Source organism: Novosphingobium sp. Leaf2, from assembly GCF_001421325.1.
Lineage (GTDB): Bacteria > Pseudomonadota > Alphaproteobacteria > Sphingomonadales > Sphingomonadaceae > Novosphingobium.
Map to the genome: position 1 here is coordinate 94,066 of NZ_LMJY01000001.1, position 14,862 is coordinate 108,927.

Sequence of the window (14,862 nt, forward strand, 5' to 3'; positions counted from 1 at the left end):
TGGCGTGAGCCGCTGTTTGCCGGTGGTTTCGTGGCGACCGGTCTTGCGGGGGGCGAGGCGCGGTGCCACATTCCATCCAATGGCTTATGACCGGCACGCTTCGGCCCGCAGCGACACTCCGACCGGGGTGAAGGCCGTTCTCGGGCCTACGAACACCGGCAAGACCCACCTTGCCATAGAGCGCCTGTGCGCCCACTCCAGCGGCATGATCGGCTTTCCGCTGCGCCTGCTGGCGCGCGAGGTCTACGACCGCTTGGTGAAGATCAAGGGCGAGAAAAGCGTTGCCCTGATCACCGGGGAAGAGCGGATCGAGCCGAAGGACGCCCGCTACCTGCTGTGCACGATGGAAGCGATGCCGGTGATGGAACGCTCGATGGCGTTCGTGGCGATCGACGAAGTGCAGCTGGCCGCGGACCGCGAACGCGGCCACGTGTTCACCGACCGGCTGCTGCACGCGCGCGGGCGCGAGGAAACGATGATCCTGGGCTCGTCCACCGCCGAGCCGCTGGTGCGTGCGCTGGTGCCGGGGGTGGAGGTCGTCACCCGGCCGCGCTTTTCCACCCTTACCCATGCCGGTGCCAGGAAACTGAGCCGGGTGCCCCCGCGCAGCGCCATCGTCGCCTTTTCGGCGGAGCAGGTTTACGCCATCGCCGAAATGCTGCGCCGGTTCCGTGGCGGCGCGGCGGTGGTGATGGGGGCGCTTAGCCCGCAGACCCGCAATGCGCAAGTTGCCCTCTACCAGTCCGGCGAGGTGGATTATCTTGTTGCCACCGATGCGATCGGCATGGGCCTCAACCTCGATGTCGAACACGTGGCGTTCGCGGGCCTGTCCAAATACGATGGGCGCCGCCACCGCCGGCTGACTACGGCGGAAATGGCGCAGATCGCCGGGCGGGCCGGGCGGCACCAGAAAGACGGCAGCTTCGGCACGCTGACGGGATCGGGCGGGCACGATTCCGATTTCGAGCCGGATGAGATCTACGCGATCGAGGAGCACCGCTTCCCCCCGTTGACCAAGCTGTTCTGGCGTGAGCCCGAACCCCGGTTCGACAGTCTTGCCACCCTGATCGCCGATCTGGAAACGCCGCCGAATCGCTCCGAACTTGCCCCTGCGCCCGAGGCGATCGACCTTGCCGTGCTCAAGCGCCTGGCCGACGAGGCGGAGATTGGCGATACCGTGCGTGGGCTGGGCCAGGTGCGCCGTTTCTGGGACGTGTGCCGCCTGCCCGATTTCCGCCAGCAGGGGGTGGAAACGCATTCGCGCTTCGTCGCCCGGCTGTGGCAGGACTTGCGGCAGGGCGAACTGGGGGCCGATTTCGTGGCCGCGCAGATCGCGCAGCTGGACCGTACCGGCGGCGATATCGACACGCTGCAGGGCCGGATCGCGGCTATTCGGTCGTGGGCCTACATCGCCCAGCGCCCGGACTGGGTGCTGGCGCGCGACGAGATGGCCGCCCGCGCCCGCGCCGTGGAGGCCCGCTTGTCGGACGCGCTCCACGGCAAGCTGACCGAACGCTTCATCAATCGGCGCACGGCGGTGCTGATGAAGAAGCTCGGCCCCGATGCGGGCTTGCTATCAGTCCGGCTGGAGGACGAGGAAGTCCTGGTGGAAGGCGAGCATATTGGCAGCCTGCGCGGCTTCACCTTTCAGGTCGATCCCGGCGCGCGGCTGTCGGACCGCAAATTGCTGCTGGCCGCTGCCGAACGGCATCTGGCCCGTCTGCTCGCCACGCGCGCCGATGCGCTGGCCGAGGCTATCCACGCCGGCACTGCTGGCATGACGCTGGAGGCTGGCGCGATCGTGTGGGACGGACAGCGCATCGCCAGCCTGCTGCCGGGCCGCTCCCTGCTCAGCCCCACGCTGCTGCCGGACCGCGCGCTGGACGCCGTGCCCGCGCCATCGCGCAAGGCGCTGGTAGCGGCGCTGGAGGGGTGGCTGGCGCAAGCCCTCGCCCCGCTCGGTGCGCTGGCCCGGCTGGACGAGGCCAGCCGTTCGCCAGACGCCGGGCCGGATTTGCGCGCGCTGCTGATCACGCTGGTCGAATGTGGCGGGCTGGTGCCGCGCGAAGATAGCGGCCTTGACCGGCTCGACAAGGCGCGCCGTCCGATGCTGGCGCGATTGGGAGTGAAAGTGGGCGCGCTGGACCTGTTCGTGCCGGCGATGCTGCGTCCCGAGCGGCTTGCGCTGTGGTGCCAGCTGGCGATGGTGCGCGGTCGCTCGGGGCTGGATCTGCCCGACCTTGCCATGCCGCCCGTGCTGGCGATGCAGGACCGGCGGCTCCCGCCCGGGTATCGCAGCCTGGGCAAGCAGGCGCTCCGGCTCGATATGGCCGACAAGCTGCTGCGCGAAGCGCACGAGCTTCGCAGCGGCAACGGCTCGGCGGCACAGCGCGCCGGGTTCATCATCAAGCCGGCACGCGCGGTGTCGATGGGACTCACCACCGCCAGTTTCGCGCGCCTCCTGCGGCTGGGCGGCTTTCAACCGATCATGCCGCGCGCTTTGGCGGCTGATATGCAAGGCCCGCCCGCTCCCGTGCGCTGGCGCTGGCGCCCCCCGCAACGCCGCGCCGAGCCGCGTCCCGCAGGTGCGCCAAGGCCTGATGGCGCCTTCGCCCTGCTGGCCGACATGGTGCGGTAAGGTTTTATGCGGGTGGACAAGCTCTTGTGGTTCCTGCGTTTCGCCAAGACACGCCCGGTGGCCCATGGGCTGGTCGAACAAGGCCATATGCGGCTGAACGGACGGCGCATCGAGCGTGCCCATCACAAGATCGCGGTGGGCGATGTGCTGACCGTGCCGATAGCTGACGGTGTGCGGGTGATAGAAGTCCTTTCCCTTCCGCTACGGCGCGGCCCCGCCAGTGAAGCGCAAAGCTGCTATAGACTGCTTGACGGCAGGCCTGTTGATCCCATAGCAGCGCCGGATTCGCACGACGCCTGAAGGAAGGAACACGCACTCATGACGTATGTCGTCACCGACGCCTGCATCAGGTGCAAGTATATGGACTGCGTCGAGGTCTGCCCCGTGGATTGTTTCTACGAGGGTGAGAACATGCTGGTCATCAATCCCAGCGAATGCATCGACTGCGGCGTGTGCGAGCCGGAATGCCCGGCAGAAGCGATTCTTCCCGATACGGACGCGGGGCTTGAGCAGTGGCTGGAGCTGAACACCAAGTTCTCGGCCGAATGGCCCAACATCACCACCAAGAAGGACGCCCCCGAAGACGCGGACGCGATGAAGGGCATCGAGGGCAAGTTCGAGAAGTTCTTCTCGCCCGAACCCGGCGAAGGTGACTGATGTCCAGGTGTCTTCGTCAGCGGCCTGTCCGCTGCGGCGCAGCTAACACTTCCAATAGTCTGGGGTAATCTGCGGGTTGCATCTTTGGTGCAGCGCGCAAAAGGTTGCCGTGGCTATGGTATTTTTGCCGTTTCGGTGTTATATGCACATGCAACTGCCCGGACGCTCCGTCCGTTCGGCAGGCATTTTCATGCGAGGCAGGGTTCGAAAGCAGACGGTTGGGAGAGCGATCTGACCGGACGGCGGAGACAATCGTCTCCTGTCGCATCCCCGGCTCTCTCCTGATTCGGATGGAAGAAACACCCCTGCAGGCGAAAGGACGATACATGGCAACCAGGGCCGATGCCTTCGATGTTGGAGATTACGTCGTATACCCCAAGCACGGCGTGGGCCGTGTCATCGAGCTGCAAAAGCAGGAAATTGCCGGGATGCAGCTGGAACTTTACGTCCTGCGGTTTGAAAAGGAACGCATGACTTTGCGCGTTCCCGTCAACAAGGTCGAATCGATCGGCATGCGCAAGCTGTCCTCGGACAAGACGCTGCGCGAAGCCCTTGCCACGCTGACCGGCAAGCCGAAGGTGAAGCGCACCATGTGGTCGCGCCGCGCCCAGGAATACGAAGCGAAGATCAACTCGGGCGATCTGGTGTCGATCGCCGAAGTGACCCGCGATTTGTTCCGTGCGGACGATCAGCCAGAGCAGAGCTACTCGGAACGGCAGATCTTCGAGGCGGCTTCTTCGCGCTTGGCCCGCGAACTCGCGGCCATGGAAAAGACCGACGAACCCGCCGCGCTCAAGAAGATTCTGGCGATCCTGAACGAGCATGCGCCCAAGTATTACGATACGCCGGAAACCGCTGCGTAAGCAACGCATGTTCCACGTGGAACGATGGGCCGCTTCTGCAAAGGAGCGGCCTTTCGTTTGCGTGGTGCCAGCGCAAGGCCGTCGACGATTTTTCAAAGGAACCCGGTATGAAGTTCGGCCATCGCCCGATGTTGCTTGCTGTGTGCGTCGTCCCGTTGCTTTCAGGCTGCATCAGCACTGCGGCCAGCATCGTCACTGCGCCCGTTCGGGTTGCCGGGAAGGCGGTGGACTGGACGACCACCAGCCAGTCCGAATCGGATCGCAACCTGGGCCGCCGGGTGCGCAAGCAGCAGGCCGAACTGGGGCGCATCGATCGGCAATATCAAAAGCATCTCAGCGCCTGCCGCCGCGGCGACCAGCACGCGTGCGATCTTGCCCGCCAGGACTATGAGCAGATTCAGGCCATCAGCCCCAGCGTGCCGAACCAGCGCTGATTTCCCAGAGATCAGGCGGCGGCGCGTCGTAGCCGGTCGTTGATCGCCACGCCGATGCCGGCGTCGGGCACAGGTGCCACCGCGATGCGCGGGTGATCGGCATCGGCGGCCTGGTGCAGCAGCGCGTAAAGATTGGCCGCAGCTTCCGCCAGATCGCCGTCAGGCGACAGGTTCGCATGTCCCGCCACCGTGCCGAAGCCGATATGGAATTCATCGTCCTGCCTTTGGGTCGCCTCCAGCCGCACCGGCTTGCCTGGCGCGTAATGGCTGGATAGCTGACCCGGCGCTTCTATAGCAGATGAACAAACAGCGTCGCTCTGCGCGTACAACACCGCAGCGATTTGCGCTTCGGTAATCGGACCTGGGCGCAGAACCTGCCAGCTGCCAGACGGGCGCAGGGCGACGATGGTCGATTCCAGTCCTTGCGCGCAGGTGCCCCCGTCGATCACCGCGTCAACCCTGTCGCCCAGAGACGCAACCACGTGTTCCGTACGGGTCGGGCTAACCCCGCCGCTGCGGTTGGCGGATGGCCCGGCGAGCGGTAATCGCGTTTCGGCGATCAACGCCCGTAGCACCGGATGCGCGGGGCATCGCACCGCCAGCGTCGGCAATCCGGCAATGACGGACGGTGCCACCGCGGCCCCCATCTGTAATGGTAAAACCAGCGTCAGCGGACCGGGCCAGAACGCATCGGCAAGCCGCCGGGCACGCTCATCGAACACCGCCAGTCTCTGCGCCATCGCCGTGTCAGCTACATGCACGATCAGTGGGTTGAAGCTCGGTCGCCCTTTAGCCGTATAAATCGCGGCCACCGCCTCCTGCTGATCCGCCCTCGCCATCAGGCCGTAGACCGTCTCCGAGGGGCTCGCCACCAGTCCTCCGTCGCGCAGAATCTGTGCGGCAAGAGCAATGCCGCTTTGGTCAGGGGCAAGAAGCATGGGTCGGCTGGCATGGTCCATCGCGCCTCGTTATAGACGCCCGCAATGCAAGCCAAGGAATTCACGCCGATGCCACCAGAACCCGCCGCCGACGCCGAGAACTACGTGCGCGTGCTGGCCCGCATCGCCGATGCCCTGGAGCGCATGGCGCCTGCGCTGACGGTGACCACGGACTGGCTTGCCCATCCGGCTTATGTGTGGACGGGTGCCGCAGCACGGGCAGTCAGCCACCTGGATGCCCCTTCGCTTGATCTGCTGCGCGGCATCGACACCCAGAAAGAGCGCGTCGTCACCAACGTGGAGCGGCTTGCTGCGGGCCACGCGGCGCACGACATGCTGCTGTGGGGATCGCGCGGCATGGGCAAGTCGGCGCTGCTTCGCGCTGCCGTGCGCGGTGCGGATGCGCAGCACCCCGGCCGCGTGGCGCTGGTTCAAGTAGCGCACGAGGCCTTATCCGGTGTTGCGGGCCTGTTCACCGCGCTGGGCAAAGAGGACCGCAGCTTCCTCGTCTTCATCGACGATCTGGGCTTTGACGAGGATGACGGCGCCGGTCCCCGGACGCTACGGTCCTGGCTGGAAGGCGGCGTAGAGGCGCGCCCGGCCAATGTGCGCCTTGCGGTCACGTCCAACCGCCGGGCTATCGTGGGTCGCTCGATGGCCGAGCAGGATGATCCTATCAACCCGCGCGATCTGGTGGACGAACGGCTCGCGCTGGCGGACCGTTTCGGTCTGTCGATCGGCTTCCACAACTGCGATCAGGACGCCTATCTGGCGATCATCGCCGGCTACGCCGAAACCTTCGACCTCGCCTGGGAGCCATCCGATGCCTTGGAATGGTCCCGCCGACGCGGCGCCCGATCCGGCCGTGTGGCTTGGCAATACGTCAACGAACTGGCCGGGCGGGCCGGCAAGGCGTTGTAGAAAACGCGGCCGCCGGGCTGCGGCTAGTTGATGATCCTGTCGTCCTGCTTCTTGAACGCGCCCATCATCGCCTCGGGGGACGTGGGGTCCTTGATGTCCTCCAGCGGCTTCATGTGTTCGGTCACCACCGCCTTGACCGGCTGGGAAGGCTGCGCGCCCGGTGCAATCACGCGCCAGATAATGCCGGCAGTGTCATCGCTGACCAGCAGCGCCCCGCCCTTGTCCCATCCAACCCAGGTGGGCCGACCGTGGGTGTCGCCATTGTCTTTCAGAAATCCGGTTAGTACGCGCTGCGGCTTTACGTCGCGCGGGTTGCCGTTGGCGTCGAACGGCACGAACACGACGTCGTAGCCAGCGGCGGGGCGGCGATTCCAAGAGCCGTGGCGGGCGATGAACGCACCGTTTTCAAAGCCTTGGCCCAGCCGGTTACCGCCATTGGCGAACGTCAGCCCCAGCGCCGAGGCATGGGCGCCCAGCGCGTACTCCGGCTTGCGGGTGTATTCGACCATCGAGCTGTCCATCGGCAATTGCACGCGCTCGTCGAAGTTGTTCTTCCAGTACACCCAGGGCCAGCCATACTGGGCCCCGACCGGCACGTTGGTGAGATAATCCGGTACGAGATCGGGGCCGAGCATATCGCGCTCCTGCACGGTGGCCCACATCTCTCCGGTCGAGGGATTCCAGCCCAGCCCGTTGGGATTGCGCATCCCGACTGCGTATTGACGGCGGCGCGCGGTCGCCACATCGACCTCCCAGATCATCGCCCGTCCGGTTTCGGCATCCAGGCCATTATCGGCGATGTTCGAGGATGACCCGACGGCGACATACAAATGCTTGCCGTCCTGGCTGAGCAGGAGATTGCGCATCCAGTGATTGCCTGCCGGCGGCAGGTCTATCATCGTACGCAGTGGCTTGCCTTCCAGCTTCGTCTGGCCGGGGGTAAACGCGAACTCCAGCACCTTGTCGTGGTTGGCGATGTAAAGCCTGCCGTTCTGGTAAGCGAGGCCCGACGGGGAATGCATGTCCGCCGTGCGCAGCACCGTGCGCAGTTCCGCCTTTCCATCGCCATCGGCATCGCGCAGCAGGACAATTCGGTCCGGCGAAGGCACGCCTGCGCCAACCCGGCCCATCATCCAGCCCATAACCATGCCGGTAATGCCGGACGGCTTGTTGCCCGCCGGCGCGTTCGTTTCGGATACCAGGATGTCGCCGTTGGGCAGCGTCAATAGCGTTCGGGGGTGATCGAGCCCTTCAGCAAAGCGCGATACGGTAAGCCCTGCTGCTGCCTTGGGTGCCTCGCCAGCGACCCAGCCTACCGGCTTGGCCAGCTTGATGCTGGGTATCCACTGCGGTGCGGGCTCTACCAGCTGCGGGTTTTTACCCGTCGTTGCGTCCCAGGGCAGGTCCGACGTGTTGGAATGCAAACTCCAGTAAACGAATCCGGCCGCGGCCAGGACGATCACGGTGGAGGCGATGGCGGTCTTTTTGACGATCGGGTTCATGGCATAGAGATAGGCCGGCAGCGGCTATGCGACAACAAAGACTTGGGCTAACAACCTGCGCATGTATGACTTTGCCCCTGCCGCCGCCCTGCCCAAGGCCGAATTGTATGACGCGCTGGCCTCTGCCGCCGGTGCGCTGGTGGAGGGAGAGCGCGATGGCGTGGCCAACATGGCCAACATTGCCGCGCTGATCTGGCAGTTCGTGCCGGACCTGAACTGGGCCGGGTTCTATCGCACCGTGGACGGCGAACTCGTACTCGGGCCGTTCATGGGTAAGCCCGCCTGCATCCGGATTCCTTTCGGCCAAGGAGTGTGCGGGACGGCGGCAGCAAGTGGGGAAACGCAGGTGGTTGCCGACGTGCACGCCTTTCCCGGCCATATCGCATGCGACGCTGACAGCCGATCGGAAATCGTGCTGCCGATCATCCGGGACGGCGTAGTGATCGCAGTGCTTGACCTCGATAGCCCTTTGCCCGGTCGGTTCAATGATGAGGATGCGCAGGGGCTGCAGAAGCTGGCCGCCATTGCGGCGCGCGCCATCTAAGAAAATACGCTGCATTCTGCGGTCGAAATTGCGCCGATTCGGGACAAGGCATGGATCGGTCCATGACGCCGTTCGCCTTGGCCGCAGCAAAATGCTAGTCCCTTAGTTAGTTTACCAGGCTAACAGCCGGTTATGGCACGAGGGGTAGCTTTGCGATGCGTATTTCCATCTTGGCAGCGAGTATATCGATAGCAGTTCTGCCTGCCATTCCCGCGTTTGCGCAGGCCGGTTACGACGCGCCCGCAGGTCATTACGCTGACCGCTACGAGGGCGACCGGCAATACCGCCGAGAGGATTATGATCACGCGCGTGAGGGATGGCTGGCGGACTGCCGGCGTCGAATCTCGTCGCGCGATTCCGGTGTTGGCGGCGCTATGATCGGGGGTGTCGCTGGCGGCGTGATCGGCAATCGCATCGCGGGTCGCGGAAACCGGACCCTGGGTACGGTGGCGGGCGGTCTCGCCGGGGCCGCAGCCGGTGTCGCGATCGACAAGGCGGAAGACCGGGGACGGGCGCGCGACGAATGCGAGGCGTATCTGGACGACTATTACGCCGGCTATCAGCGCGGCCCGGCGGGATACGACGCACCCTACGGCTACGGGCAGGCTTATCCGGGATACGGCTATCCCGTCATGGCCGTGCCGATGATGATGGTTCCGGCACCCCAGTCCCGCCCGCCCTGCACCGAGACCGTGGAATACGTCTATGAAGACGTGCCCGTGCGTCCGGCCCGCCGGGTCATCCCGCGCCGCGCGAAAGTCGTGCCAGACAAACGGGTGCGTCTTGCACCTGACAAGCGCGTGCCGATCAAATGATCAGATGAGCCCACCGGTCAGGCGTTGGCAAACCAGATCGAGCTGATCCAGGGTGGCATAGCGGATCGTGACCGAGCCGGACGCCGGATCGGCATCGGCGTTGATCTTGACTGGCATGCCTAGAAATTCCTCAAGGTGGGTTTGCACTGCCGCAATGTCCGCATCCGCTGTGGCATTGCGAGCCGTCCTGGCGCGCCTTGGCGCAGCATCACCGCGCTGCTTCTTGCGCACCAGCTTCTCGACATCCCGCACCGACATCTGCTTGGTTACAGCAGCCTGTGCGATGGCTTCGGCATCGTCGCACCCGATCAGTGCGCGTGCATGTCCCATCGACAACTGGCTGCGCTCGACCAGCGCGATGACTGGATCAGGCAGAGCCAGCAGTCGCTGGAAATTGGCGACGTGGCTGCGGCTCTTGTCGACCAGACGCGCGATTTCGGCTTGGGTCATGCCCTCGTCTTCGGCGAAGCGGTGATAGGCGCGCGCCTCCTCGATCGGGTTCAGATCCTCGCGCTGGAGGTTTTCGATCAGAGCGATGGCCATGACCTCGCGGTCCGTAAGGTCGCGAATCAGCGCTGGCATCTCGTGCAGATGCGCCTTTTGCGCGGCGCGCCAACGGCGTTCACCGGCGACAAGCTGATAACGCCCGTTGTCCAGCGGCCGCACGATGATCGGCTGGATGACGCCGCGTTGGGCGATCGATGCGGCCAGTTCCTCCAGCGCGCCTTCCTCGAACTGGCGTCGCGGCTGCCTGGGGTCGGGCTGGATATCGGCGATGGACAGCACGGCAAGGCCGCCGGCTGGCGCGGACCTGTCGGCAGCCCCGCTGTTGCCGCCAGAGGACACCGGTGCCTCGCGCCGTGTCTCGCCCAACAGGGCACCCAGGCCACGGCCAAGGCCCTTGGGTTTTTGCCCCGCTGGCCTGGGCTGCGGGACACTGAAACGCACGATGGGATCGTCGGTCATGCTGCCTTCCTCTTTTCGGGCAACCGCGTGATCAGTTCGCGGGCGAGTGCCATGTAGGCGCGGCTGCCAGCGCACGCATGGTCGTAGATCAAGGCGGGAACGCCATGGCTTGGCGCTTCGGAAAGGCGCACGTTACGCGGAATGACGGTCTCAAACACCAGCTTGCCCAGCACCGATCGCACATCGTCCGACACCTGCTCGGTAAGGCGATTGCGCCGGTCGAACATCGTCAGCGCAATACCGATGATGCCAAGCTCGGGGTTGAAGCGCTGCTGCACCCGTTCAACCGTCTGCAAAAGCTGGCTCAACCCTTCCAGCGCGAAAAACTCGCACTGCAGCGGCACCAGCAGGGTGTCCGCAGCGGTCAGCGCATTGAGGGTCAGAAGGCCGAGCGACGGCGGGCAGTCCATCAGACACACATCATAGCCCAGGTCCGGGCTGAGCGCGCGCTGCAGGCGATGCGCCCGATCGTCCGCGCTGACCAGCTCCACTTCGGCACCGGAAAGATCGACAGTAGCAGGAAGCAGGTCCAGGCCTGGAATGCGGGTGGGCATAATGCATTCGCGCGCCGCCACACCATCGACCAGCACGTCGTAAGACGACCCCTGCCGCTCCGATGCCGGCACGCCAATCCCGGTTGACGCATTGCCCTGCGGGTCGATATCGATCAGCAGCGTTCGCCACCCCGTGGCGGCAAGCGCTGTGGAAATGTTGATCGCGGTGGTCGTCTTGCCCACTCCGCCCTTCTGGTTGGCGATGGCGATACGGATCACGTGGTGCTGCCCTTCCCGCCGGTCAAAGTGCCGACGATGATCCCCGCCTGTGGGTCCGTCACCGAGTGTTCCACGTGGAACGTGTGACGCCAGTTGCGAAGGTTATCCAGTTCTTGCTGCGCGGACATGCCCTTGGGCAACACCCAGACCGTGTCACTTGTGGAAAATCGCGCCGATAAGTTGAGAAGTTTGCCGAGTGGCGCAAATGCGCGCGCCGAAATGCAGGCCCGTGGCGCACTGGGAATGGTTTCGAGGCGCGCGCCTATAACCTTGGCGCTCCTTAATCCCATCGCATCGGCAGCACGCTGCAGCCATTCGACTCGGCGCGTGCGCGACTCGACCATGACGACTTCGCATTCAGGACGCAGCGCAGCGATCACCAGTCCGGGAAAGCCGGCGCCAGTGCCCAGGTCCATCCATGGCGAACTTGTTTCACGTGGAACAAAGCGGAGCAGTTGGGCACTGTCTACGATGTGCCGGGTCCATACGTGTTCCAAGCTGCCGGCGGACACCAGGTTCTGGCGCTGGTTTTCCTCGCGCGTCAGCTTGACCAGCAGATCCAGACGGTCCTGCGCTTGTGAGTCGAATTCCGGCAGCGTCGCAAGCCACGCACGCGCGGCAGCCTCGGTTTCAATCATGCGGTGACCCTGCGGGCCTGCACCAGCAACGCCGCCAGCGCTGCCGGGGTCACCCCGCGAATGCGGCCTGCGGCGGCCAACGTTGCCGGACGGGCCTGGGACAGGCGCTCGATCATTTCGCGGGAAAGACCGGGGGTATCTGCATACGGGAAATCATCCCCCAGGGGCAGCGCCTCGCCGGCGCGCAGGTCTTTTAACTCACGCTGCTGGCGCTCCAGATACGGAGCATAAGTCGCGTCTTCCGCCAACTCTTCCACGATGTCCGGCGACGCCGCGGGGTTGATCCAGCCTTTCAGGCACTCCACGCCCACCCCGCCAAAACGCAGCCACTCGCGTAGCGGCAGCTTGCCAGCGTCCGGTTTGACCGGTGCGCCGGCCGCCATCATCTCCGCAGCAGGCACTTTCGTGTCAAATACGTCAGACAGAGCGGCCTTCGCATTCTCGCGCGCGGCGAACCACGCCTGACGCTCGGCTCCCACTGCGCCGACTTCGATGGCAATCGGCGTGAGCCGGGTGGACGCGTTATTGGCGCGAAGCCGCAAGCGATACTCGGCACGGGCGGTCAACATGCGATAGGGTTCACTGACGCCTTGCAACGTCAGGTCATCGACCATCACCGCCAGATAGCTGTTGGCCCGGTCCAGGCGCGGAGGGGCTTTACCCAGCACAGCCGCCGCCGCATGCAGCCCCGCAACCAGCCCTTGCGCGGCGGCTTCCTCGTACCCCGTCGTACCATTGATCTGCCCGGCGCAATACAGGCCGGGCAGCGCGCGAACCTCCAGCGTTGGCCGCAAGGCACGCGGGTCGATGTAGTCGTATTCTACGGCGTAGCCGGGAACGATCATCTCGACCACCTCCAGCCCTACCATGCTGCGCAGCATGTCCAGTTGCACATCAGCGGGCAGGGAGGTGCTGATGCCGTTCGGATAGACCAGCGGAGTGGTCAGCCCTTCGGGTTCGAGAAAAACCTGATGGCTGTCGCGATCGGCAAAGCGATGGATCTTGTCTTCGATGGACGGGCAATAGCGTGGGCCCTGCGCACCGATTGCGCCGGAGAACAGCGGCGATCGGTGCAGATTACGCCGGATGACGTCATGCGCGCGATCATTGGTGCGGCTGACGGCGCAAAATACCTGCGGCACCGTACGGCGCGATCCCATAGCGGACATTGTCCACCCTTCGCCATCGGAGGGTTGCTCCTCCAGCCGGCCCCAGTCGATTGTGCGCCCATCGAGCCGGGGCGGCGTGCCGGTCTTCAGGCGCGCCATGGGCAAGCCGGCGCTGCGGATCTGCGCGGCGAGTTCCTGTGCGGAATCCTCGCCAATCCGGCCACCGACGATCCGCTCCTCTCCACGAAACAGGATGCCGCCCAGAAACGTGCCAGTGCACAGGATCGTGGCCGGGGCCGATAATACGGTGCCGCCCGAAAACCGTACGCCGGTTACGTGCTCGCCGGTAAAGATCAGGGCGCTGACCTCTCCTTCGATGAGGGTCAGGTTGCCGTGTTCGGCGAGCAGCTGGCGCACGGCGGCTTTGAACAAACTGCGATCCGCCTGCACGCGCGGGCCTTGCACCGCGCTGCCTTTGGACTTGTTGAGCATCCGGTAGTGGATCGCGGCAGCATCGGCAGCCCGCGCGATGATGCCATCGAAGGCGTCTACCTCGCGCACGAGGTGGCCTTTGCCCAAGCCGCCGATCGCGGGGTTGCAGCTCATGGCGCCGACGGTGGCGAGGTCGAAGCTGACAAGTGCCACACGGGCCCCCATCCGCGCTGCGACCGCCGCCGCTTCGCAGCCGGCATGGCCGCCACCGATCACCATCACATCGAACGTCTGCATCGCCGGCCTGTATCGCATGTGGTCAAAATCGTCAAAGCGGTGTTTCACGTGAAACATCTACTTGCCGATGCAGAAGCGTCCGAACAAGGTATCGAGCACGTCCTCGGTTGCGGCGCGACCCACCAAGCTGTCAAACGCGACGCGGGCCAGTCTAAGGCACTCGCCCAGCAAAAGCAGGTCAGCCGTACTGCGTGTGGCATCCAGCGCTTTCAGGGCATCAGACAGCAAATCATGTTGCCGCCGGTTCAACGCAGCATGACCAGCCTTTGGCATTACGGTGCGCGCCGTATTTACGAGATCGTTTCGCAGGTGGCCAAGGCCTTCCCCGGTTAGCGCAGAAACACGGTGCCGCGGCGATGCTTTGCCAGGATGGTCGACCACGTCGATCTGCGTAGCGATTTCCCAGGCACCCTGTTGGCCCTCCCCCTCCGATCCCAGCCATAGGACGAGATCCGCCGTGTCGATTTCGCTATGCGCTTTGGCGATGCCGATGGCCTCGATCGTGTCCTCTCCGCTGTCGCGTAAACCTGCCGTGTCGATGAACAGGAAAGGTACGCCGTCAAGCGCGACGCTGCGCATCACCGCGTCGCGAGTCGTTCCTGCGATGGGCGAGGTAATGGCCGCTTCTTCCTGTACCAGTGCATTGAACAAGGTGCTTTTGCCAGCGTTCGGAGGGCCGGCCAGAACCACGCGAAAGCCCTGGCGCAAAAGGTCAGCCGTGGGGCGATGCAGCCACGTGCGCAAATCACTGGCGAGGGCGGCGAGATCGGCATCGAGACTAAGCGGGCGGCCTTGCACGTCGTCTTCGTCATCGAAGTCCAGCGCGGCTTCGACCACGGCGGACAAACGCAGAACCCGGTCCCGCCAATCCTCCACCTGTCGTGAAAAAGCGCCGCCCGCCATAGCGAGCGCCACACTGCGCTGGATTTCCGTTTCGGCGCTGAGGAGGTCCGCCAGGCCTTCCGCTTCAGACAGGTCGATCCGCCCGTTGGCAAAGGCGCGGCGGGTGAACTCTCCGGGCTCGGCGCGGCGGCATCCCAATTCCAAGAGCGCTGCGTCCGCCGCAGCCACCACGGCGCGCCCACCGTGCAGGTGCAGTTCAGCCAATGCCTCACCCGTGGCCGTATTTGGCCCTGGAAACCACAAGACGAGCGCCTGATCCAGCACTGTTCCACGTGGAACATGCAGTGTGCGGTAACTGGCGCGGCGTGGGGGCGGCACCGCGCCTGCGAGCCGCGCCAGCACATGGCCCGCATCTGGGCCGCTTATGCGAATGATGGAAATTGCCGCTGGCGGCGGCCCGCTGGACAAGGCGAAGATGGTGTCGTTCATAGG

15 protein-coding genes are annotated in these 14,862 nt (G+C 64.9%); 8 read left to right on the forward strand and 7 right to left on the reverse strand.

The window, feature by feature from the left end; genetic code table 11:
* Positions 1–79: 79 nt before the first annotated feature.
* The 5 genes from ASE49_RS00505 (at position 80) to ASE49_RS00525 (ending at position 4,592) form a co-directional block, all read left to right on the forward strand.
* A complete protein-coding gene (locus ASE49_RS00505; RefSeq protein WP_056767393.1) occupies positions 80–2,638 on the forward strand; it encodes a helicase-related protein in 2,559 nt (852 codons plus the stop codon).
* A 6-nt stretch (positions 2,639–2,644) separates the two neighbouring features.
* Positions 2,645–2,938: an RNA-binding S4 domain-containing protein gene (locus tag ASE49_RS00510; RefSeq protein ID WP_056767396.1), complete on the forward strand. Its 294-nt coding sequence runs from the start codon at positions 2,645–2,647 to the stop codon at positions 2,936–2,938.
* Positions 2,939–2,956: 18 nt separating this feature from the next.
* Positions 2,957–3,295 (forward strand): ferredoxin FdxA, encoded by a 339-nt coding sequence (gene fdxA / locus ASE49_RS00515; protein WP_056767399.1) that lies wholly within the window; start codon positions 2,957–2,959, stop codon positions 3,293–3,295.
* Between the two features lie 326 nt (positions 3,296–3,621).
* The gene (locus ASE49_RS00520) at positions 3,622–4,158 is read left to right on the forward strand and encodes a CarD family transcriptional regulator (RefSeq protein WP_056768610.1); all 537 of its coding nucleotides are present in this window, start codon (positions 3,622–3,624) and stop codon (positions 4,156–4,158) included.
* 107 nt (positions 4,159–4,265) lie between these two features.
* Entirely contained in the window at positions 4,266–4,592 is a 327-nt protein-coding gene (locus ASE49_RS00525) for a hypothetical protein (protein ID WP_056767401.1), read from the forward strand.
* An 11-nt stretch (positions 4,593–4,603) separates the two neighbouring features.
* Here the strand turns inward: ASE49_RS00525 and ASE49_RS00530 are convergent, their stop codons facing one another.
* Entirely contained in the window at positions 4,604–5,551 is a 948-nt protein-coding gene (locus ASE49_RS00530; protein ID WP_056767404.1) for an L-threonylcarbamoyladenylate synthase, read from the reverse strand.
* A 48-nt stretch (positions 5,552–5,599) separates the two neighbouring features.
* Here ASE49_RS00530 and ASE49_RS00535 point away from each other — a divergent pair, with 48 nt between their 5' ends.
* Positions 5,600–6,451 carry a DUF815 domain-containing protein gene (locus tag ASE49_RS00535; protein WP_056768611.1) on the forward strand — a complete coding sequence of 284 codons (852 nt, stop codon included), beginning with the start codon at positions 5,600–5,602 and terminating at the stop codon, positions 6,449–6,451.
* Positions 6,452–6,474: 23 nt separating this feature from the next.
* Here ASE49_RS00535 and ASE49_RS00540 read toward each other — a convergent pair whose 3' ends face one another.
* The gene (locus tag ASE49_RS00540) at positions 6,475–7,953 is read right to left on the reverse strand and encodes a PQQ-dependent sugar dehydrogenase (protein ID WP_056767406.1); all 1,479 of its coding nucleotides are present in this window, start codon (positions 7,951–7,953) and stop codon (positions 6,475–6,477) included.
* A gap of 61 nt (positions 7,954–8,014) precedes the next feature.
* Between ASE49_RS00540 and ASE49_RS00545 the strand changes: the two genes are divergently transcribed.
* A complete protein-coding gene (locus ASE49_RS00545) occupies positions 8,015–8,497 on the forward strand; it encodes a GAF domain-containing protein (protein WP_056767408.1) in 483 nt (160 codons plus the stop codon).
* Positions 8,498–8,652: 155 nt separating this feature from the next.
* Complete coding sequence (locus tag ASE49_RS00550; RefSeq protein WP_056767410.1) at positions 8,653–9,312, forward strand: glycine zipper 2TM domain-containing protein; 660 nt, start codon at positions 8,653–8,655, stop codon at positions 9,310–9,312.
* Here the strand turns inward: ASE49_RS00550 and ASE49_RS00555 are convergent, their stop codons facing one another.
* The 5 genes from ASE49_RS00555 to mnmE are packed head-to-tail and all read right to left on the reverse strand — an operon-like array spanning position 9,313 to position 14,859.
* Entirely contained in the window at positions 9,313–10,278 is a 966-nt protein-coding gene (locus tag ASE49_RS00555) for a ParB/RepB/Spo0J family partition protein (protein WP_056767413.1), read from the reverse strand.
* A complete protein-coding gene (locus tag ASE49_RS00560; RefSeq protein ID WP_056767415.1) occupies positions 10,275–11,051 on the reverse strand; it encodes a ParA family protein in 777 nt (258 codons plus the stop codon). Before ASE49_RS00560 ends, ASE49_RS00555 begins: the two co-directional genes overlap by 4 nt.
* A complete protein-coding gene (rsmG, locus tag ASE49_RS00565) occupies positions 11,048–11,689 on the reverse strand; it encodes a 16S rRNA (guanine(527)-N(7))-methyltransferase RsmG (protein ID WP_056767420.1) in 642 nt (213 codons plus the stop codon). Before rsmG ends, ASE49_RS00560 begins: the two co-directional genes overlap by 4 nt.
* Complete coding sequence (mnmG, locus tag ASE49_RS00570) at positions 11,686–13,527, reverse strand: tRNA uridine-5-carboxymethylaminomethyl(34) synthesis enzyme MnmG (RefSeq protein WP_056768612.1); 1,842 nt, start codon at positions 13,525–13,527, stop codon at positions 11,686–11,688. The genes rsmG and mnmG overlap by 4 nt, the downstream gene beginning before the upstream one ends.
* Positions 13,528–13,584: 57 nt before the next feature.
* Positions 13,585–14,859: a tRNA uridine-5-carboxymethylaminomethyl(34) synthesis GTPase MnmE gene (gene mnmE / locus ASE49_RS00575; protein WP_056767424.1), complete on the reverse strand. Its 1,275-nt coding sequence runs from the start codon at positions 14,857–14,859 to the stop codon at positions 13,585–13,587.
* Between the last annotated feature and the right edge of the window lie 3 nt (positions 14,860–14,862).

Bases quoted from the DNA above. Each gene is read 5' to 3' on its own strand.
- ASE49_RS00505 (WP_056767393.1), top strand. From the start codon at position 80: ATGGCTTATGACCGGCACGCTTCGGCCCGCAGCGACACTCCGACCGGG.
- ASE49_RS00510 (WP_056767396.1), top strand. From the start codon at position 2,645: ATGCGGGTGGACAAGCTCTTGTGGTTCCTGCGTTTCGCCAAGACACGC.
- fdxA (WP_056767399.1), top strand. From the start codon at position 2,957: ATGACGTATGTCGTCACCGACGCCTGCATCAGGTGCAAGTATATGGAC.
- ASE49_RS00520 (WP_056768610.1), top strand. From the start codon at position 3,622: ATGGCAACCAGGGCCGATGCCTTCGATGTTGGAGATTACGTCGTATAC.
- ASE49_RS00525 (WP_056767401.1), top strand. From the start codon at position 4,266: ATGAAGTTCGGCCATCGCCCGATGTTGCTTGCTGTGTGCGTCGTCCCG.
- ASE49_RS00530 (WP_056767404.1), bottom strand. From the start codon at position 5,551: ATGGACCATGCCAGCCGACCCATGCTTCTTGCCCCTGACCAAAGCGGC.
- ASE49_RS00535 (WP_056768611.1), top strand. From the start codon at position 5,600: ATGCCACCAGAACCCGCCGCCGACGCCGAGAACTACGTGCGCGTGCTG.
- ASE49_RS00540 (WP_056767406.1), bottom strand. From the start codon at position 7,953: ATGAACCCGATCGTCAAAAAGACCGCCATCGCCTCCACCGTGATCGTC.
- ASE49_RS00545 (WP_056767408.1), top strand. From the start codon at position 8,015: ATGTATGACTTTGCCCCTGCCGCCGCCCTGCCCAAGGCCGAATTGTAT.
- ASE49_RS00550 (WP_056767410.1), top strand. From the start codon at position 8,653: ATGCGTATTTCCATCTTGGCAGCGAGTATATCGATAGCAGTTCTGCCT.
- ASE49_RS00555 (WP_056767413.1), bottom strand. From the start codon at position 10,278: ATGACCGACGATCCCATCGTGCGTTTCAGTGTCCCGCAGCCCAGGCCA.
- rsmG (WP_056767420.1), bottom strand. From the start codon at position 11,689: ATGATTGAAACCGAGGCTGCCGCGCGTGCGTGGCTTGCGACGCTGCCG.
- mnmG (WP_056768612.1), bottom strand. From the start codon at position 13,527: ATGCAGACGTTCGATGTGATGGTGATCGGTGGCGGCCATGCCGGCTGC.
- mnmE (WP_056767424.1), bottom strand. From the start codon at position 14,859: ATGAACGACACCATCTTCGCCTTGTCCAGCGGGCCGCCGCCAGCGGCA.